At 53.6% G+C, this 20,323-nt stretch carries 17 protein-coding genes; 12 read left to right on the top strand and 5 right to left on the bottom strand.

Annotation, left to right across the window (positions count from 1 at the left end; all coding sequences use genetic code 11):
• Positions 1–68 precede the first annotated feature (68 nt).
• The 4 genes from IC803_RS08805 to IC803_RS08790 all read right to left on the bottom strand — a co-directional run bounded on the left by IC803_RS08805 (position 69) and on the right by IC803_RS08790 (position 5,152).
• Positions 69–1,259: an MFS transporter gene (locus IC803_RS08805; protein WP_081207479.1), complete on the bottom strand. Its 1,191-nt coding sequence runs from the start codon at positions 1,257–1,259 to the stop codon at positions 69–71.
• 121 nt (positions 1,260–1,380) lie between these two features.
• Positions 1,381–2,529 carry a Ger(x)C family spore germination protein gene (locus IC803_RS08800; RefSeq protein WP_081207478.1) on the bottom strand — a complete coding sequence of 383 codons (1,149 nt, stop codon included), beginning with the start codon at positions 2,527–2,529 and terminating at the stop codon, positions 1,381–1,383.
• On the bottom strand, positions 2,526–4,061 hold the full coding sequence (locus IC803_RS08795) for a spore germination protein (RefSeq protein ID WP_081207477.1): 1,536 nt from the start codon (positions 4,059–4,061) through the stop codon (positions 2,526–2,528). The genes IC803_RS08800 and IC803_RS08795 overlap by 4 nt, the downstream gene beginning before the upstream one ends.
• Positions 4,061–5,152, bottom strand: a complete 1,092-nt coding sequence (locus IC803_RS08790) for a GerAB/ArcD/ProY family transporter (protein WP_190304286.1) — start codon at positions 5,150–5,152, stop codon at positions 4,061–4,063. Before IC803_RS08790 ends, IC803_RS08795 begins: the two co-directional genes overlap by 1 nt.
• Before the next feature lie 158 nt (positions 5,153–5,310).
• On the opposite strand from IC803_RS08790, the gene IC803_RS08785 reads away from it, so the two are divergent.
• The 4 genes from IC803_RS08785 (at position 5,311) to IC803_RS08770 (ending at position 9,383) form a co-directional block, all read left to right on the top strand.
• Entirely contained in the window at positions 5,311–6,036 is a 726-nt protein-coding gene (locus IC803_RS08785; protein WP_081207475.1) for a YetF domain-containing protein, read from the top strand.
• Positions 6,037–6,426: 390 nt separating this feature from the next.
• Entirely contained in the window at positions 6,427–6,834 is a 408-nt protein-coding gene (locus tag IC803_RS08780; protein WP_081207474.1) for a GntR family transcriptional regulator, read from the top strand.
• Positions 6,800–7,699, top strand: coding sequence for an ABC transporter ATP-binding protein (locus tag IC803_RS08775; protein ID WP_081207473.1), 900 nt, complete (start codon positions 6,800–6,802; stop codon positions 7,697–7,699). The genes IC803_RS08780 and IC803_RS08775 overlap by 35 nt, the downstream gene beginning before the upstream one ends.
• Positions 7,674–9,383: an ABC transporter permease gene (locus IC803_RS08770; protein ID WP_081207472.1), complete on the top strand. Its 1,710-nt coding sequence runs from the start codon at positions 7,674–7,676 to the stop codon at positions 9,381–9,383. Before IC803_RS08775 ends, IC803_RS08770 begins: the two co-directional genes overlap by 26 nt.
• A 46-nt stretch (positions 9,384–9,429) precedes the next feature.
• On the opposite strand, the gene IC803_RS08765 is transcribed toward IC803_RS08770, so the two are convergent.
• Positions 9,430–9,657 (bottom strand): YczF family membrane protein, encoded by a 228-nt coding sequence (locus IC803_RS08765; RefSeq protein WP_081207471.1) that lies wholly within the window; start codon positions 9,655–9,657, stop codon positions 9,430–9,432.
• 129 nt (positions 9,658–9,786) lie between these two features.
• On the opposite strand from IC803_RS08765, the gene IC803_RS08760 reads away from it, so the two are divergent.
• The 8 genes from IC803_RS08760 (at position 9,787) to IC803_RS08725 (ending at position 20,190) form a co-directional block, all read left to right on the top strand.
• The gene (locus IC803_RS08760; RefSeq protein WP_081207470.1) at positions 9,787–11,412 is read left to right on the top strand and encodes a spore germination protein; all 1,626 of its coding nucleotides are present in this window, start codon (positions 9,787–9,789) and stop codon (positions 11,410–11,412) included.
• The gene (locus tag IC803_RS08755; protein WP_081207469.1) at positions 11,409–12,617 is read left to right on the top strand and encodes a Ger(x)C family spore germination protein; all 1,209 of its coding nucleotides are present in this window, start codon (positions 11,409–11,411) and stop codon (positions 12,615–12,617) included. Before IC803_RS08760 ends, IC803_RS08755 begins: the two co-directional genes overlap by 4 nt.
• A gap of 64 nt (positions 12,618–12,681) precedes the next feature.
• Entirely contained in the window at positions 12,682–13,785 is a 1,104-nt protein-coding gene (locus IC803_RS08750) for a GerAB/ArcD/ProY family transporter (RefSeq protein ID WP_081207468.1), read from the top strand.
• A 228-nt stretch (positions 13,786–14,013) separates the two neighbouring features.
• Positions 14,014–15,459, top strand: coding sequence for a SpoIIE family protein phosphatase (locus IC803_RS08745; protein WP_081207467.1), 1,446 nt, complete (start codon positions 14,014–14,016; stop codon positions 15,457–15,459).
• Positions 15,460–15,471: 12 nt separating this feature from the next.
• Positions 15,472–15,906, top strand: a complete 435-nt coding sequence (locus IC803_RS08740; RefSeq protein ID WP_081207466.1) for an ATP-binding protein — start codon at positions 15,472–15,474, stop codon at positions 15,904–15,906.
• 64 nt (positions 15,907–15,970) lie between these two features.
• Positions 15,971–16,396 carry an STAS domain-containing protein gene (locus tag IC803_RS08735; protein ID WP_081207465.1) on the top strand — a complete coding sequence of 142 codons (426 nt, stop codon included), beginning with the start codon at positions 15,971–15,973 and terminating at the stop codon, positions 16,394–16,396.
• 274 nt (positions 16,397–16,670) lie between these two features.
• Positions 16,671–18,407 carry an ABC transporter ATP-binding protein gene (locus IC803_RS08730; protein WP_081207464.1) on the top strand — a complete coding sequence of 579 codons (1,737 nt, stop codon included), beginning with the start codon at positions 16,671–16,673 and terminating at the stop codon, positions 18,405–18,407.
• Positions 18,391–20,190: an ABC transporter ATP-binding protein gene (locus IC803_RS08725; protein ID WP_081207463.1), complete on the top strand. Its 1,800-nt coding sequence runs from the start codon at positions 18,391–18,393 to the stop codon at positions 20,188–20,190. Before IC803_RS08730 ends, IC803_RS08725 begins: the two co-directional genes overlap by 17 nt.
• Positions 20,191–20,323: the final 133 nt, after the last annotated feature.

Genomic DNA, 20,323 nt, shown 5'->3' with positions numbered 1-20,323 from the left:
CTCCTAACCGGATGGACATCATCGTCTTCCATTATAATCGGAAAGAGGTTGAAAGAAAAATAGTTTTATTATTTGTCTTTCGGCAGCCAGACCGCCAAGGCGCCAAACAGCGGCAGCACGCTGCAAAGCGACATTAACGTGCCGAGTGATGACAAGTCGGCGATGCTGCCGAGCACGACGGCGCCAAGCGCCCCCATACCAAAGGCCAAGCCGACGATCAGGCCGGACGCCATGCCGACATGGTTTGGCAACAGTTCTTGGGCGTAGACGACAAACGTTGCGAAACTTAACGACAATACAAAGCCGGCGCTAAGCAACAGCGGTAACGCAAGCGGAAGCGGCGCGTGCGGCAAGGCGAGCGCAAACGGTGCTGTTCCAAGCGTTGACCAGAGGATCAAGTTGCGCTTTCCGAATCGGTCGGCAATTGGCCCGCCGGCAAGCGTTCCGATCGCGCCGGCGATCATAAAGGCGAACAAGTACACTTGCGCCTCGCGCACCGAGATGTGGGCCGTTTCCATCAAGTAAAACTGATAATAGTTTGAGATGCCGGCCGAATACCATGAACGGGCAAACACTAAAAAGACGAGCAAGGCGAGCGCAAACGCCACCGGGTGTCCGGCATCGGTGGGCTGTGCCTTTTTCGTTTTGCTTGGCGCCGGACGGCTGCCAAGTTCATGACCGTACCAGTGCGAGACGCGCCAAAGCAAGGTGATGCCGATGGCCGCGGCAAGCATAAACCAAGCGGCTCCCTTTTGGCCGAACGGCACGAAAATCAGGGCGGTAAACAGCGGGGCCAAGGCGTTGCCGGTATTGCCGCCGACCTGATAAATCGATTGGGCGAACGCCCGTCGCGCACCGGCCGCCAAATAAACGACGCGCGATCCTTCCGGATGGAAGACGGCTGAACCGATTCCGACCAACAGCACAGACAACAAGACAAACCAAAAGTTCGGCGCCAAGGCGAGCCCGGCCATGCCGAGCAAGCTCGCCGCCATGCCGAGCGGCAAAAAACGCGGCGACGGCATCCGGTCCGTCCATAAACCGACGACCGGCTGCATGACCGACGACGTCATGTTCAATGCAAATGCAATCCAGCCGATTTCGGTGTACGACAGCTCCATCGTCGAGCGCAAAATCGGAAACAGCGCCGGGATGACCGCCTGCATGGCATCATTCAAGAAATGTCCGAAGCTGATGGCGAACAAAATCGGGTAGACAGTCATGTTGGCGGCGTTCGTTCGTTCCGTATGAGCGTCCATCGTTCTCCCCCGTTCCCCAAAATCGATCTTAATATGGCTAATTATACTTGATCTTCGCCAGCGGAGAAAGCCCCATTTCCCGGCGCGAGCGCAGGCAAGAGGGCGCTCCATTCTTGTCTTTTCAATCGCCGGCGCGGTAATTCAGTTTTTCTTTTCCAGATGCACGGATAACGAGCTCGACGTTTACGGACAGCGTGTTGTTATTGAGCGGGATGAGGCCGTCGGTCTGATGTTTTTTCCACAGATTCGGACGCTCGCGATACAGTTGCTCCGCTAGATTCAATATATCGATCTGTCGCCTGTTCCCAAGTTCATATAAGCGGTGGATTTCTTGTTTAACTGTTTGTTCCGCCAGTTTGGTCAGTTGTTTTCGTGAGAGCGGTTCACGCAGTTCGAGGAGACTTCCTTGCGCCTCAACGTTTACAGTAAAAGCAGGCTCTCCGTCCTTTACGCCGACCGACCACTTCGTTTTTGGATCATGGACGATTAGGGAGGCAACTGTTTTCCCTTTTTGTTTGACATAAATCGGGGTGCGCCGAACGTCCTGCTCAAACCAGCGAAGCCCTTGCAAATCGGAACGGCGTTCGCACCCTTGCAAACGGTAATCGCGAAGAAAACAAACGCCGGACATAGCCAACATTTGTTTTGGCTTCTTATTTTCCACCCAATGATTGCCTTCGATCGTTAAATAAGGGAGTCTAGCTGTATCCGCTTTTTCATCCATCGCAGCGATCAACCGGCTGAGACGGATCGGACGGATAAACGAACTTTGTTGGAAAATTTCTTCCGGATTAGATAAAAGCGAATAATAGGAGGAAGCGTTCAATAGCGGCGTCGCTTCAAACAAATCGGAAAGCGGCTCATCGGTAGCGTATACCCACGCCGTATGGCGAATTTCATTGTAACGGTTCAGCACATCGATCACATCGGCCACAATGTCTTTTTGCAAGGCGCGCTTCGTAAAGACAATGCTTTTGACATGCCCCCACGACACTCTTTGTTGAATGGAAGGATAAATCTTGTCGGTAGCGATATTAAATGTTTCGCCCAGCGCCTTGCCGATGGAAACGGCCGCTTTTTCTTTGCCGCCCCCGGCTTCGACTTTGGCGAGGGCGGTGAAACCGACCAACTGGACGTAGGCGATCACTTGGCCATCTTTGTAATCGACCCCGATTGAATGAATATAGACAATGTGATCGATGTTGCGCGTGTCCCAGCAGCCGCTAAGCCATAGGGTGGAAGCGATGATGGGAAGGAGTCGCTTCGTCATTCTTGTTCCCTCTCTTTCGCAATAAGATCATTGGGGCGTACAATGCGGTCGCGCGTGTGAAACTGTTTCCATGTGCTTGGAATAAATACTTTCCCGATGTCTTTTGAAGGCGGCGCCAGCGGTGTCAAATACGGAATGCCGAAAGTGCGCAAGTTGACCGCATAAGTCAAAATGAGAAACAGCGACAAGATAAACCCAAACAAACCAAGAACGGAAGCGAAAGTGAGAACGATAAAGCGCAGCAAAGTGACGCTGCCGGCGATGTTTTGATTGACAAGCGTAAATGTCGAGATGACAGAAATGGCGGCAATCACGAGTGTGGCCGGGGCGGCAAGTCCAGCGTTGATCGCTGCTTGTCCGATAATCAAGCCGCCAACAACCGACAGCGTCTGCCCGATGGCGATCGGCAGCCGCATTCCCGCTTCTTTAAACACTTCAAACAAAATCATCATCACAAACATTTCCAGCGGTACCGGAAGCGGCACCCCCTGGCGCGACAAAATCAGCGTCGCCAGCAAGGTGAACGGCAGCTGATCTGGATGGAACGAGGTGAGCGCGACCCAGGCGCCCGGCAAAAAAATGGCAACCGACGTACCAACCAGCCGAAGCAGACGCTGAAACACAACAAACAGGAAAAACGTGTTGTTATCTTCCGATGTGTTCAGCAAAAAGGTTAAATTGCCCGGCCCGATCAAGGCGGTCGGCGCCCCATCCACTAAGATGATAAAACGGCCGTTAAGGAGCGAATTGACGGCAAAATCAGGCCGTCCGGTATAACCGAACATCGGAAACAAAGAAAACGGACTGTCGGATAGCCATTCCTCAATTTGGTTGGTGCTGGTCACCGAGTCGATGTATAAACTGAGCAGACGGCTTCTCACCTCATCGATGATGGCTGTGTTCGCAATATCATCAACATAGAGCAGCCCGACTTTTGTCTGGCTGCGTGTACCGATGATGAACGGCTCATAGACGAGTCGATGCGAGCGCAGCCGCTTGCGGATGAGAGCTACGTTTTTGCTGATTTCCTCAATGAATCCGTCTTTTGGCCCGCGGATCGACACTTCTGTGTTCGGCTCCTCCGGGTCGCGGTTGGGCGGGCTGGCGAGCGGCATTGCGTATAAGACATCGGCTTCGCGAAAGTAAATGAGCAAATCGCCGCTAAACAGTCTCAAGTTGAGATCATCGATCCGCACTTCGTGTCCCATGTATTCGAGTGCGGGCGGCTTGCGTGTTTCGATGTCAGCGGACGAAAGGCATGAATGCTGTTCACAAAGCTTGTGGAACATTGGATAGATGGTCTTTTGCAACATTTGCGTATCGCACAGTTCTTCACAATAGATAAATAACAGGTGTACAGTTTTTGATGATCCGTCAGGGAGCAGCGATGGAACGGCCGCTTCTGTCATGATGACGTCGCTGCATTTGGCGTACATTATCCGTAACGCCTCTTCGGAGATGATCACAGTTTCCAATCCCGTGTAATCATCTTTCAGCCGCTTGCCTTGGGCGGCACGCATGAGCTGTTTCATCATGCCATCCCTCTTTTCTTTTTACGGTATGTCAACAGAGCGAAGCTGCCTAACACAACAGACAACGCAAGACTAAACAGCAGTGACGAGGGCAGCACCCAATGTTTGACAAAACGCAAAAATTGTTCATCGCTGCCCGGTGCCAGGGTCGCCAATATGATCGCTAAGTAGAGAACGATAAGCACCCAACGGCGCGTTTGCGAATGGCGGATCGGGAATAGTTCCACAATCAGCGCCGTCGATAAGGAGATGCGAATAAAGGCGCCGGACAACCACTGATAAACCGATAGAAAATCCACGTGTTCGATATACGTCCCTAAACTAACCATCCGCCATTGTTCAAACGCCGGATAGCGAAGACGCGTCGCCTGCTCCGGCCCAAATTCGGTGATAGCCCCGATCGTCGGCCCGATGCTCAGACCGGCCGTGAAGAAGGCGATGGCGGCGAGCGCTTTCCATGAAAACGGTCGAGGCAGCCGGTGAGAGAGAAACAAAAGAACGATCACTTCTGCATATCCCGCCCCAGCATACGTCATGCCGCGAAGCACAGGTGCCACGCCGTGTTCAAGCACCGGCTTGAGCAGCGAATAGTCTTTATGTGGAGTGGTCGACAGCATGACGAAAAAACCGAAGACGATGACGAACGGCCAAATAATCATCGCCGTATTGGCAATCGAGTCGATGCCTCGATATGCGTTATAAAAACAGGCGATCACGATGATAACAATCAGCGCCCACCGCGGCGTCGCCGTCAAATAAGAAGTTGTGGTAAACGTGATGGTATCATTTAATGTAACAAAGCTATGAAGAAGCAAGAATATGGTGCTGACACCGGCCACCATATAGGCTACTGGGCTTGAAAAACGGTTTTTTAGCCAGTCAAACAGCCGCTCGCCGTTCAGTTGTTTGAGGATGAAATAAAGAAGCGGCAGCCAGATGAGCAACCCCCCCAATGCTCCCAAGGCGGCGATCCATGCATCGCGGTGAGCGGCCTCGAGCATAAAGGGGATAACGATTACATGATTCATCAGCCCAACTGACAGCATGACCATGCATAAAACCTGCAGAACGCTGAGCGTCTGTCCATTCATTATGAATCCCTTTCTTTCTATGACTATCTTTAAGTATTGTTTCCAGTGCAGGGGGATTTATTCTTTCAAACGTCAACCCAATAGCGAAACTTCTGAGGAGTCAGAGGCACAATACAAAGGAAGAGCGAAAATTCACAGCATGGTAAGGAGGGCGTGCTATGAAATGGCTCCAGTTGACGCTTGAACTTGTCATCGGCTTTATTCTGTTGTTCGCCGTCGTCAAAATCGCCGGCAAAAAGTTGATCAGCCAAATGAGCCCGTTTACGTTTATCGCTGCCATCGTGCTTGGCGAGCTGCTTGGCAATGCGCTGTATGACGACCATATTCACCTTTGGTACATCATCTATTCGATCACCCTTTGGGGGGCGATGTTGCTTTTGGTCGAGTATGCGAGCCAAAAGTGGCTTTCCTTTCGCCTATGGAGCGAAGGAAAGCCGACATTGCTTATTCGAAACGGCGCCATCGATTACGAGGCATTGAAAAAAAGCCGCCTCACCCTCAACCAGCTGCAAAGCCTTCTTCGCAAGCATGAGACGTTTTCGATCCGTGAAGTGGCGTTTTGCTTTTTGGAAGCGGACGGAGAAATTAGCGTGCTGAAACAAGCGGATCATCAAAAAACGACGCGCGAAGATTTCCACTTGCCGCCTCATCCCGTCTATGTGCCGGTGACGCTCGTTCGCGACGGCCAGCTGTTGCGAGATGAACTTATGGAGCTTGGGAAAAATGAGCAGTGGCTCACCGCGGAGCTGCGCAAACAAGGAGTCCCTTCATGGCAAGATGTATTGATTGCCGAGTGGTTGGAAGGGAAGGGATTGTTTGTACAGACGTATCGACCGTCTGAGGGGAAGATGCCGAAGCAGCAAGGATTGAAGGAAGAATCATGATCGTGGCGGGACGACTAATGAGGAAGTTGGAGGCGGAAAACAACGATTTCTTAAAAAACCGCCCCTCCTCGAAATGCGGAGAACGGCTGCTTTTATGCCTTTCTCACTCAGGGGAATACCCCATTTCTATGAAATCACGCCCTTCTCAAGAGGAGTGAAAAACCATCATTCCCATTCGATCGACCATCCAACGTGATAAAAACACGGTCTTCTATAAGACGTTTCAAAGGAAAACAACGTTGTCGAGGCACATTTTTCATTCGGTCGCCAACCTTCTTGGATCGGCTGCATTTCTTAACTTTCATTTGAATGAAAAAGTGCTTGTGTTTCTTCTGTTTTGTGTGTACTATTGGTTATAGTACGGTTGTGACAATGAGAGGAGGAGGGGAGATGTTTGAGCTCGATTTGCGAAGCCGGCAGCCAATTTATGAGCAGCTGATGGAAAAAATGAAAGAAATGGTCATCCGCGAATTATGGCGGCCGCACGACCAGCTGCCGTCGGTCAGAGCGATGGCGAAACAGCTGATGGTCAACCCGAATACGATTCAAAAAGCATACCGTGAACTGGAACGCAATGGCTGGATTTATTCCGTCCCGGGAAAAGGCAGTTTCGTCGCGCCGCGCCCGAAAGAGCCAAACACCGAGGCGGTCGCTGCCGTTTACGAACAGTTCGTCCGTCTTGTCAAGGAAGCGCGGTTTTTAGGAGTGACCAACGAGCAATTATGGCAATGGATCATAGAAGGGGAGAAAGAGGGGGAGAGCGATGATTCAACTTATAGGCGTGATGAAAACGTTTGACCGTTTTCCCGCTGTCAACGGGGCGACGATGACCGTGCCGAAAGGATCGATTTACGGGCTGCTTGGACCGAACGGCGCGGGAAAAACGACGTTGTTGAAGCTAATGGCTGGCATTCTCCGCCAAGATCGCGGAACGATCGCAATCGATGGGGAAGATGTATGGGAAAATATCGGCGTGAAGCAACGAATTTTATTTTTGCCGGACTTCGTATACTTTTTCCCGCATACGACGATTCGACAAATGGCGGACTTTTACGAACAAGTGTATCCGTCGTTCAGCCGCGAGCGGTTTATGGAATTGCGGGCGGCGTTTTCGTTGGATCTTGATAAAAAAATCCAGCAGTTTTCGAAAGGGATGCAGCGCCAAGCCGCGTTTTGGCTCGCCTTTTCCGTTCAGCCTGATGTGCTCATTATGGATGAGCCGCTCGATGGGCTCGATGCGTTCGTCCGTCGCTATGTGAAACAATTGTTGATTGATGAAGTGGTGGAACGGGAAATGACGATTGTCATCTCATCACACAATTTGCGCGAACTGGAGGATTTATGCGGCATTGTCGGATTGATGGCGCGCGGCGTGGTGCGGCTCGAGCGCGACTTGGATGAACTGCGCGCTGGCATGCATAAGTTGCAGCTTGCTTTTCGCGATGGGTTTCCGAGTGAATTGATGGAGCGCCTCGATATTGTGCACCGTGAGGAACGCGGCAGCATCGTCCTCCTTGTCGTCCGCGGGGAAAAGCGGCGCATAGAGGAGACGGTTCGCGCGTTTCATCCCCTCATCCTTGATGTGCTGCCGCTGTCGCTTGAAGAAATTTTTATGTATGAAATGGGGGGTGACGCTTATGTCGATGAAACGGTGGTCGGCTAACCGCGCCATGTGGACGCAAAATCTTCGTCAAATCGGCTGGATTGCGATCGTTCATTGGCTGCTATGGCTGGCGGCGATCGTGCTGCCGATCGCGCTCGCGTATTCCCAATATGACCCGAAAGTGGGCAATCTACCACAGTGGAAGAATGTGTATTATATATCCAATGGGTTGGAAACATTGATCGCCTGGCTTGTCCCCGTGCTGGCATCTGCTGGCGCGCTTCGCTATATGCATGACAAACGGTCGGCCGACTTTATTCATAGTTTACCCATCCGCCGCACCGAATTGCTCACAAGCCAAATCGTGTTCGGTTGGCTCATGTTAGTTGTGCCGCTCTTAATTGCGGCACTGGCCGCTATCGGCTGCTTGTATGGGCTTGACCTCCCGTGGCCGATCGGGGCGCCGGACGTATGGCGCTGGCTCGGTGAAACAATGGTCATTGAAACACTCATCTTCGCCCTTGGCATCGCCGTTGGCATTCTCGTCGGTCAATCGGTGCTCCATGTGGTGCTGATGAATATTTTTCTTTTTTTTCCGGCTGGCATACTTGTTTTGATTTATACGAATTTATCATTATTATTGTCCGGATTTCCGGATACGTACTATTTATCAACCGATTTGGACCGGTTGGTGCTTCCGCTTCGCTATGCGATGTTGATGGATCAGGCGATGAACGCGGGGGAGGCGGGATTGTTGCTACTGTTGGCGCTTCTTTTGTTTGGCCTGGCTGTTTGGCTGTGTGAGCGGCGGCCGGCAGAAGCAGCCGGGCAGGCGCTGGCGTTTCCGGCGCTCCGTCCGCTGTTTGTGTATGGGGTTGCATTTTGCTCTTGGCTTGTCGGCGGCTTTTATTTTGGAGAAGTGCAGGGGCAATGGGGCTGGATAGTCTTCGGATATATAACGTTTTCTTTGCTTGGGTACGCGATTGCCCGGATGGTCATCGCGAAAACGTGGCGCGTATTTCACCGCTGGAAGGGGTATGTCGCGTTTGCGGCGGTGATGACCGTTCTTGCTCTTATCATCCGCGTGGATCTTGCTGGCTATGAGCAGCGTGTGCCGGCAATTGCAGACATTAAGCAAGTGTACTTTGGCCAGTCGACGATGAACTTTGAACACCCGGAGCAGATCGGCCGCTCGTTTGTAGAATATGACCAATTTCTTCGCACGAAGGAAAATATTGAAGCGGTGCGGGCGTTTCACGAACAACTCGCGCATGATCAACCGTCGCCGTCCCGTCTCAGCAACGTTCAGCCGGTGGTGATCGGCTATGTGCTCAAAGACGGCACGCGCCTCCTCCGCCGCTATGAAGTGCCGGTCGAACTGTATATGACGCATTTTCGCCGCATTATGGAGTCGAAAGAGTATAAACAGCAATACCATTTCCTGCTTCACCCGGACGGCTACTCGCCGATCCGCCAAGTAACGATACGAAACTTGAATACAGGGCAGCCAGTGCTTGTTTTAGCTGAGCCGAAGGAAATTGAATCATTTATCAGCGCGCTGAAACAAGATTTATGGAACGAACCAGTCGGAAACATGATCGGCACCGTGAGCATATGGTACGCGGACGTCGAGCTGTTGCAAAGCGACGGCGATTCATTCGGCTTTGGGCTCGCGGAAAACTATACACATGTGCGTCAATGGCTCGAACGGCGGCATGTGGGGGAAGACTTGATCAAAAAATAAATGAAGACAAAACGGGCAGAGGAGGGCGCTCCTCTGCCCGTTTTGGTTAAGACGCCGTCTTTTTCCGCCGCCAAAGCCATACGGTGAGCAAGTCAAGCAGCCAAAAGGCGATAAAAAGAAACAAAAGAAACAGCTCGGGCGTTTCCATCACGCGAAACGGATTAAGCACGTTATGAAACGATTGATGCAACGTTAATCCTAGCAACAAGTCCATCCCTACCGCTGTTCCGCCCAACAGCAGCATAAAAGCGAGGGAGAGGAATACGACTTTCAATGCAAGACACCTGCCGCTTTTTCGTTTAGTGTTCTCCGGCTAGGGAGGAATGATGCACCCTCGTATACACTTTTGGTTGATTGCCTATAATGGAAGATAAAAGTGACACGGAGCAAGGAGGAGAGGGACATGTTGTTTCAGTGGGGGATGCGCCGGCAAAAGGATCGGATGAACGACGGCGTGCAGCAAGAAGGAGCCGACCATAGCGGCGAAGCGGCGGATGTCCCGCAGGAGCCGCTGTCACCTGAACTGGCGGTGAACATCGACATCATCCGCCAGGCGACCGGAGAAAGCAGCGATGTCGTCATTCGCCGTTTTTCCCTCGGCCAGGAAACACAAATGAAAGCGGCCATCGTCTTTGTCGACGGGCTCGTCGATGAAAAAAACGTGTACGAGTTTTTGCTTATGCCGCTCCTTACGGCGTCGTTTCCGCTCGCGCTCGAGGAAAAAGAGCGGTTTCAATGGATTGAAAAAAAACTCGCTGCGGTTGGCGGCGTCAAGCATGTCGCCGAATGGAAGCAGCTGTTTTTTGATCTGTTTTCCGGGGCGACGGTGATGCTCATTGACGGGGTGCCGTTTGCCATTAGCGCGAGTACGAAAGGCGGCCAATATCGCTCGATTGAAGAACCGCAGACGCAAATCGCCATTCGCGGCCCGCGCGAAGGGTTTACGGAATCATTGCGCACGAATACGGCGATGATCCGCCGCCGCATTAAAAACCCGAACCTTTGGCTGGAGACGATGCAAATCGGCACAGTGACGCAAACCGATGTCGCCATCATGTATGTGAAAGGAATCGCCAATGACGAAATCATCGAGGAAGTGAAGACGCGACTTCGCCGCATCGACATTGACAGCGTGCTCGAGTCCGGCTATATCGAACAATTGATTGAAGATCAGACGTTTACCACCTTCCCGACAACGTACCATACGGAACGGCCCGATATTGTCGCCGCCAATTTGCTTGAAGGGCGGGTCGCCATTTTTGTTGAAGGGACACCTTTTGCCCTTGTCGCACCAGCATTGTTCATTCAATTTTTCCAAGCGGTTGAAGATTATTATGCCCGTTTTGACATCGCGACAGCCCTTCGTTTTTTGCGCGTGCTCATTTTCTTTATTTCCCTTGTTGCTCCGGCCATTTACATCGCGGCGACGACGTTTCACCAAGAGATGATTCCGACCCAGCTCGTCATTGCCATCGCCGCTCAGCGCGAGGCGGTGCCGTTTCCAGCGTTCATTGAAGCGCTGATGATGGAAGTGACGTTTGAAGTGTTGCGCGAGGCCGGCGTCCGCTTGCCGCGCGCCGTCGGCCAAGCGGTATCGATTGTAGGAGCGCTCGTCATCGGCCAGGCGGCGGTGGAGGCAGGCTTTGTATCGTCGGCAATGGTCATCGTCGTTTCGATTACGGCCATCGCCAGCTTTGCGACGCCGTCGTTTGCCATTGCCATATCGGCGCGGCTCATCCGGTTTGGTCTCATGTTTTTGGCGGCGATGTTCGGGTTTTACGGTATTATGATGGGCATTTTAGTCATGACGATTCATCTATGCAGCTTGCGTTCGTTCGGCGTGCCGTACATGTCGCCGCTCGCTCCGTTTACGCCGTCGAACATCGGCGATACGCTGTTCCGCGTCCCGACATGGATGTTTCGCGAGCGGCCGCGTCTGATCAGCCAAAAAAATATCGTCCGCCAGTCAGGCGACCAAAAGCCGCAGCCGCCGGCGCCATCGCGCCAAGAGAAGGGGGATGAGTCATGAAACGGCCGCTTGCCATGTTCTTGCCGTTTGCCGTCTGCGTCTGTTTGCTTTCCGGCTGCTGGAGCAAAAAAGAACTGACCGATTTGGCGTTTATTATTGCTGTCGGATTGGACAAAACGGAAGACGGCAAGTATCTCGCTTCTTTTCAAGTCGTCAACCCCGGCAACGTCGCCGGGGCGACGCAGCGCGGCGGCGGGGCGGCCGGCGTGCCGGTGTCGATTTATACATCGACTGGAGACAGCTTGGTCGAAGCGAGCCGGAAAGCCTCAGAAAAAGTGTCGCGCCTCCTGTATTACGCCCATACGAACTTAGTCGTCGTCGGCGAAGAGCTGGCGCGCGAAGGGCTGAACGGGGTGTTCGATGCGATGGAGCGCAATCAGCAGTTCCGGACGACGGCGCGCCTTGTCATCGCCCACGGCCATTCGGCGAAAGACATATTGACGGTACTGACACCGGTTGATAAAATTTCCGCCAACCAAATTATTAAAACGCTCGAGTTTTCCGAGATGTCATGGGGACAAACGCTCAATGCCGATGTTTGGTGGGCGATTCGCAGCATCGCTTCGCCTGGAAGAAACCCGGTCATGACCGGGGTATCCATTGAAGGGAGCCCAAAAAAAGGGAAGCGGCAAGAAAACGTGCAGTCATCCGTGCCTGACGCCCGCGTCACGTTGGACGGACTTGCGCTGTTCAAAAACGGCCGCCTCGTCCGTTGGGTGAACGGGCCGACAGCGCGCGGCATGATATGGGTGCTTGACCGTATTCACCAAACTAATCTCACTATTTCGTGGGAAGGAAAACAGGAAGCGATCGGCTATCGGACGGCGCGGGCGAAAACGAATGTAGAGGCGGATGTAAAAAACGGCCGACCGTCCATCTCCGTCCATATCAAGGCGGAAGGCGACATCAGCGAGGCGCGCGTCCCCATTAACTTAGCCGACGCCGGCGTGGTATTTCGTTTAGAAAAAGAACTGGAACGGAACGTCAAACAGGAGGTTACAAAAGCCATTGAAACGGCCCAGCGCGAAAAAACGGATATTTTCGGGTTTGGCGACGCGGTTCACCGCGCTGCCCCGCGCTTATGGAAGAAGATCGAGAAAGAGTGGCACGACCGCTATTTTCCCGAACTTGACGTCACTGTAACGGCTGATCTGTACATCCGCCGCACCGGGCTGCGGAATAAGCCATATATAGAAGAAGAATAAATGGTCGCCGGCCAAAGCCGGCATGGGGGAGGGGAGTTGACTAGGCAAAGGCGGTGAGATTCAGTTGGAGCGCATTAAAATTAACGCACGCCAGCTATTTGTGTTAATTGTGCTGTTCGAACACGGCAGCGCCATCGTCATTCCGCTCGGCGTGAGCACCAAGCAAGATGTATGGATCGCCATTTTGCTCGGCTTGGTGCTCGGGCTGCTGCTGTTTTTCGTTTATCGCCGGTTGTTCGAGTATTATCCCGACCAGCCGCTGACCGCTTATCTACCGCAAATCGTCGGGGCGCTGCTCGGCAGGCTGTTAGCGGTTGTCTATATTACGTATTTTCTTTACATTGCCGCCCGCGTGTTGCGCGATTTTGGCGAGCTGTTGTTAACATTTGCCTATCCGGAGACGCCGCTGTTTGTTTTAAACGCCATTATGGCGCTGGTTGTCATGTATGGCGCTTATAAGGGGATTGAGGTGCTTGCGCGCACCGGCGAACTGTTTTTGACAGTGTTGTATTTTTTGGCGCTCGCCGGATTTATCCTTTTGTTTGTTTCCGGGCTGGTCGACGTGACCCAGCTGCAGCCGGTGTTGGAGGAAGGCTGGAGGCGGGTGTGGAAAACGGTGTTTACCGAAACGCTGTATGTTCCGTTCGGAGAGATGATCGTGTTTACGATGCTGTTTCCATATATCAACAATCCGGTAAAAGTAGGAAGAGTCGGGGTGGCTGGCATGGTGCTGAGCGGAGTCAATTTGGCGATCATTATGGCGATCAATATGGCCGTCCTCGGTCCTGATGCGGCGTCGCGTTCGTCGTTTCCGCTTTTGGATACGATCCGCCGCGTGCAAGTGGCCCATTTTTTAGAGCGGCTTGACGTCTTGTTTATGATTGCGTTGATCATCGGCGGCTTTTTTAAAGTATCCGTCTTTTTTTATGCCGGGGTCGTCGGGGCGGCCAACTTGTTTGGCATTTCGAGCTATCAGCGGCTCGTCTATCCGCTCGGGCTGCTCGTGCTGCTTTTGTCGGTTGCCATCGCCAGCAACTATGCGGAACATATTCATGAAGGGCTGAAAATCGTCACGTTTTATTTGCATGTTCCGCTGCAAATCATCATTCCGGTGTTGCTGCTCGCCATCGCAGCGATTCGTCGGCGGTTCAGCCAGCTGCCAAAATAAGAAAAACGGACTAGATGGTTTTTAACCAAAAAAGAAGGAAAATGAATGAAAAAGCGCGAATGAAACAATAGCATTGTTTGTTCTGGAAACAAATAGATGAAATGGAGATTAAAATACAGCCCGAAGGCGGGGTGGAAGAAGCACGGCGCCGAGGCGCATCGTTTGTTTCGGAAAGCCGGTGTCGGCTGAGGGCGATAGATTTAACTATTAAAGAAAAAGGGTTGAACGATGGTGAAAGCGAATGTACAGGCGATCGACCAGCTAGATGCGGAACAGTTGGGCAGCGGCATGATGATTACGGACTGCCGCTTTTTCATTCTTGCGGTCAGCGAGCGAATGACAGAGCGGCTCGGATTGGCCAAAGAGGAATTGATCGGGCGGCCGGCTAGCTCTCTTTTTCCGGCAGAACGATCTGCCGATTTGTTTGACCATATTGCCCAAGCGGTGAAAAAGGACGGGTGTTGGCAAGGGGAGGCGCGCCATGTAGTGAAAGGCGGGCGGACGTACGCAAGTCGGATGAACGTTTATGCCCTGCCAGGCAGCGAAGGGGAATGGCTCGTTTGGCGGTTTGCGGAACGGGATTGTGCGCTGCCTGCCGCCTCTTTGACGCCGGCGGAGGTGCTGCGCGCCATTTATGCTTCTGCGCCGTTTGCCGTTGTTCCGGTGAGAGCGGATGGGACGGTGCAAGACTGGGGCAACAGCGCTGAAATGCTGTTTGGACGCCGAGAAGAGGAAGCGGTCGGCCGCCCGATCTGGGAGCTTTTCCGCCATGGCGGTCAAACATCGATTCCGTTTTCGCTCGAGAAGCGGCCATGCGGGGAAGGAATGGTGCAACGCGAAGACGGCGCGCCGGTCCATATTGCCTATACGGTCATTCCGGTGTCTAGCTCAAGCGGATATGTTGTCCTTGCGGAAGATATCACCAAGCGGAAACAAAAGGAGGCTGAGCGCCGGCGCCAAGTCGAGCTGGCGAAAAAAATTCAGCACAATTTGTTGACGCCGCTCATTCAAAATCAGGCGGTGACGATGGAAGCGGTTTATATTCCGTCCGATGATTTATCCGGCGATATTTACGCTTGTTACCAAATCGATTTATACCGCTATGGGGTGATCGTCATCGATGTGATGGGCCACGGCATTTCCTCGGCGTTAGTGAGCATGCTGCTCCGCTCGCTTTTGCGCGGATTGATCTTGCGCGTCATTGACCCCGTTTCCGTGGCGAGTGAGCTGGAGAAGCATGTGCAAAGCTTATTCCCAGATGAGGCAAATGACATCCGTTATTTGTTTTCGATGATTTACTTAGTCATTGATACGAAAGAGCGAAAAATTGAATACACGAACGCCGGCCATCCGGCCGGGCTGCTCGTCTTTGACGATGGAAGCGTGCACGAGCTCGATAAAGGCGGCCTGGCGATCGGCAGCCCGTTTTCTTTGCCGTTTGAAAAAGGGGTGATCGACTACGGCCGGCGAGCCCGGTTGCTTTTGTATACAGACGGCATTTTAGAGGAAATGGATCCATCCATTTTGCAAAGCATCGAGAAAATTCGTACATGCACCCAAACGTACCGCCATTTGCCGGATAAACGTTTCCTAGAACAGTTAATCAGTCAAAGTCCTTCGCTCGCTCGTCCGTCCGATGACATTTGTTTGTTGTCAATTACAGTCCATGGATAGGCGGGAGCCAACTTGATAGCCGAGTGGATGGTGCGCTGCGAGGCGAGCGAGGAGGCGATTGCATTTTGCGATCTGATCGCAGAGCAAGCCGCCTGGTTATTTGCTGTCCGCGATGCCGAATTGTTTGTGCTGGCGGTGCATGAGGCGGTAGTTAATGCCGTCAAAGCCGTCCGGCAGGCGGGATTGGAAGAGGGGGTCGTTTCGTTGGCTTTTTCCATGACAGACGATGAAGTGACGGTGGCGGTCGAGGATGACGGCGGCGGCATCCCACAGGAAACGATGGAACAACTCGGCGGAAAAACGCTCGCCGATGTGCTTCTCGCTGAATCGGGGCGCGGACTATTGCTTATTCATGAAATTATGGACGCGACGGCTTTAGTGGAGCGGGCAGGCGGGCGGCGGGTGCTGGTGATGAAAATGCAAAGGGCGCAACATAGACCGTTTTAGCCGGCGTCTCGGTGAACGCGGGCAGCGGGGGCGGGGCATGGCTGGTCAACGATAGGGGGATATGATGAAACAGCATCGGTTGTCGTTTGAACTTGAAATGGTTACGGAGTCTGCATACGAGTGTATTAAGCTGACCGGGCGGCTCGCTTATGATACACAGCTTGCCGCGGAACAAAAGCTGGCGATGGCGGCAGTTGCCGTCAAACGCCGCCTTGTTTTGATCGATGTCAGCGGCCTCCAATTTTTGGACAGCACCGGGTTGGCGCTTCTTGTCCGCTTTTTCAAGCAAGTGGTCAGCACTAGCCGGGCCATGGCCATAATCGTCCGGGATAATGCTGTGCTAGAAAAGATTTTGCTCATTGCCAAGCTTGACCGGCTATTGCCAATCGTTGCCGATGAGCAGCAGCTGCTGTCGCTCCCCCCGCTGCGCTTACCGGATTCAGTCGGCCAAGAGGAGCTCTATTCGGCATGGCGGCAATGCCGGCCGTAAAACCACCCTCGTTGGAACGGCGCTGTGACAAAAAAGATGCCCGCGGTCGGTTTGCAGCCGCCGTTGGGCAACCGTTGACTGGCAGCGAGAATGTTGGCGCTGCAAGACCCTGAGCGGCCATGACCGTCCGTTCGGGGTTTTTTTGTTCACATGGCAAACGGGTTCGGAAAGGCGCCATCATTGTCAAAAAAATGTTTCGAGTTTAGAATAAAACTAGGAATAGAGGCAGCGGGCGGCCTGGCGCCAAGGTCGGAACAGGAGAGGGGGGCGCAGCGTGCGGCGAGTGCTTGTTTATTTGCGGCCGTACCGGAAATGGATGGCCTTAGCGTGGCTGTTGATGTTGACAGAGCTGGCGATTGAACTTTGGCAGCCGCTGTTGATGGGAAAAATCATTGATGATGGCGTGATCAAAGGGGATGTTACCGCCATTTTTACGTGGGGCGCCGTCATGCTTGGCGCCTCGCTGTTGGCGTTTGCCGCCGGCATCGCCAATTCGTTTGCCGCTGCTTACGTTGGACAGGAATACGGCTTTGCGCTGCGCACGGCGCTATTTGCTAAAATTCAGTCGTTTTCGTTAGCGCGCATTGAACAGCTGTCGGCGGCTTCGCTCATTACCCGGATGACAAACGACGTAACACAAGTGCAAAGCATGCTGTTTATGAGTTTGCGCATCGCCTTGCGTGCGCCGCTGCTCGTCGTCTTTGGCGTCGGCATGGCGTTTGTCGTTCATTCCCGTTTAGCGCTTATTTTGGCAGTAGCTGTTCCGCTTTCGACCGCTTTTTTATTGTGGGTGATGAAAAAGGCAGTGTCATCGTTTTCCGCCGTCCAGCGGGCGTTAGACCGCGTCAACAGCGTGATGCGGGAAAACTTGGCCGGCATGCGCCTCATTAAGGCATGGATGCGGGGCGAATATGAACAAGAGCGGTTTGCAGCGGCAAACGATGCGCTGATGCGGCAGACGATGAGCGTGCTCCGTCTCGTCGAGACGATCGCGCCGGGATTATTGTTTGTCATGAACGCGGCCATCGTCGCGGTGCTGTTTTTTGGCCGCCTCGATGTCGAGGCGGGGACGGCGAGCGCCGGACAGGTCGTTGCGGTTGTCAACTATGCGACGCGGGCGACAGCGGCGTTATCGATGTTTACGTTCATTACGATGGCGTTGTCACGGGCGCGCGCTTCAGCTGCCCGCCTTGCCGAACTGCTTGATGAGCCGAAAGAGCGAAACGGAGCGGGCGGGATGAACGGACTGACTGTCCGGCGCGGCGAAATCCGGTTTGAGCACGTTTCGTTCCGCTATCCAAACAGCGGGCATGACGCCCTTTCCGACGTATCATTTGTCATCCGTCCGCAAGAAACGGCGGCGATTTTGGGGGCGACCGGATCCGGGAAATCGACGCTTCTTCAATTGATTCCCCGCTTGTATGAGCCAAGCGCCGGGCGGGTGTTGATTGACGGCATCGATGTGCGCGCATTCTCGTCAGGGCAGCTGCGGGCGGCCGTCCGTTTCGTTCCGCAGGAAGTGCTGTTATTCTCCGGCACGATCGCCGATAACCTTCGCTTCGGCCATCCGGCGGCGACGGCGGAAGAGATGATGCGGGCGGCGGGCGATGCACAAATCCACGAAACGATCGCCAAGTTTCCCGATGGGTATGACGCCCTCGTAGGTCAAAAAGGCGTCAATTTATCAGGCGGGCAAAAGCAGCGGCTGTCGATCGCCCGCGCATTGGTCGGCGATCCGCACATTTTGCTTTTGGATGACAGCACGAGCGCGCTCGATGCGGCGACAGAAGCGAAGCTGCTCGATGCATTGCGTCGGTATGCGTGCACGACGGTGATGGTGACGCAAAAGGTGAGCACGGCGATGGCGGCTGATACGATTTTGCTTTTGGAAGACGGCCGCTTAATTGGCCAAGGAACCCATAAACAATTGCTGGAAACAAGCGAACTGTATCGACGGATTGTCGCTACGCAGCAAGGAAAGAAGGGACAAAGCAATGTCACTACGGCATAGCCACCACGGAGCGCGCCTTGAGACAGGTCAGCGGGCAAAAAACAGCGCAGGCACATTGCGGCGGCTTTGGGCATTTATCGCCCCGCAAAAACGGAAGCTGTTCGCAGCGGTCGCGATGGTCGTCACCAGCTCGGCGTTGGCGCTTGCCGGCCCGTACATGATCGGCCGGATGATTGACGGGTATATTGTCGGGCGGAAGACGGACGGTTTCGTGCTGATGCTGCTTTTGCTTCTTGCCATTTATGCCGCCCTTGGCGCGGCGACGTTTTTGCAAAACTATTGGATGGTCGATGTCGCCCAACGGACGGTGCATGCAATCAGAGAGCGGCTGTTTCGCCATTTTCATGAGCTGCCGATTTCTTTTTTTGACCGCCGCCAGCAAGGCGAATTGATGAGCCGGATTACAAACGACATCGATAACATGAGCCAAACGTTTAACAGCACCGTCACCCAAGTGATCGCCAGCACGTTGACGCTGATCGGCGCGATGGCAGTGATGGTTTCACTTAGCATCGTGTTGACAGGCGTAACGCTCGTCGTTGTGCCGCTCATGTACGCCGGGATGCGCTGGATTACGCGCCGGACGCAGGCGCGCTTTCGCGAACAGCAGCGCGCGCTTGGCGAGATGAACGGCTTTATTGAAGAGGTCATCTCCGGCCAAAAAGTCGTGAAGCTGTTTTCTCAAGAGAAGCGGATGGAAGCGGAGGTGGCGCGCAAAAACGCCGAGCTGAAACAAGCCGGGTTTTGGGCGCAAACGTATTCCGGCTTCATTCCGAAGCTGATGAACTTTTTAAACAACTTGAGTTTCGCTCTTATTGCCGGCATCGGTGGATGGCTCGCGGTGAAAGGCGCCGTGTCAGTCGGAACGATCGTTGTATTTGCCGAATACGCCCGCCAGTTTACCCGCCCGCTCAACGATTTGGCCAACCAATGGAACACGCTGCTGTCCGCATTAGCCGGCGCGGAGCGGGTGTTGGAAATGTTGGATACCCCACGCGAAGCAGAAGATGAACAGGAAGCGGAAGTGCTTGATCGGCTCGATGGGCATATCGAGTTTCGCGATGTGGTGTTTTCATACGACAAGCAGCGCCCCGCGCTTCGCGGCGTCACCTTTTCCGTTTCCCCTGGGGAAACCGTCGCGCTCGTCGGTCCGACTGGAGCGGGCAAAACGACGGTGCTTCAGCTGTTAACCCGCTTTTATGATCCGGATGCGGGGGCGATTTTCATCGATGGCCGCGACAGCCGGACGATCAGGCGGGCGAGCTTGCGCCGGCATATGGCGTTTGTGCTCCAAGATACGTTTTTGTTTTCAGGAACGATTCGCGACAACATTCGCTACGGGCGGCTTGAGGCGACCGATGAAGAAGTGGAGGAAGCGGCGCGGAGGGCGAACGCCCATTCTTTTATTATGAAGCTGCCAAACGGCTATGACACCGTTTTGACGTCGGGCGGTGGGGGGATCAGCCAAGGACAGCGGCAGCTGTTGGCCATCGCCCGGGCGATGGTCGCTGCCCCGTCCGTATTGATTTTGGATGAAGCGACGAGCAATATCGATACGGTGACGGAAGTGCGCATTCAAGAAGCGCTCGCGCGGCTGATGGATGGCCGGACATGTTTTGTCATCGCCCATCGGCTGAATACGATTCAACATGCTGACCGCATTCTCGTGTTGAACGAAGGAAAGGTGATTGAACAAGGAACGCACGAAGAGTTGTTGGCGGCGAAAGGCTTTTATTTCCATTTGTATCGCCGTTATTGGGAGCGCGTTGTGCAGCAAGCGTAGCGAGAAGAGAAAAAGGCGCCCCGACAGGCGAACGGAGTGCTGCAAAGCATGCAGGAGTGCCGTTCAAACAGGGGCGCCTGTTTTGTGATTGGTGATCCTTCGCAAGTTACGCTAAATAGGCGAACGATGTTAT

The organism is Geobacillus sp. 46C-IIa, assembly GCF_014679505.1.
Taxonomy (GTDB): domain Bacteria; phylum Bacillota; class Bacilli; order Bacillales; family Anoxybacillaceae; genus Geobacillus.
Note: the sequence above shows the minus strand (reverse complement) of the source record. Positions and strands in the feature narration are given on the sequence as shown.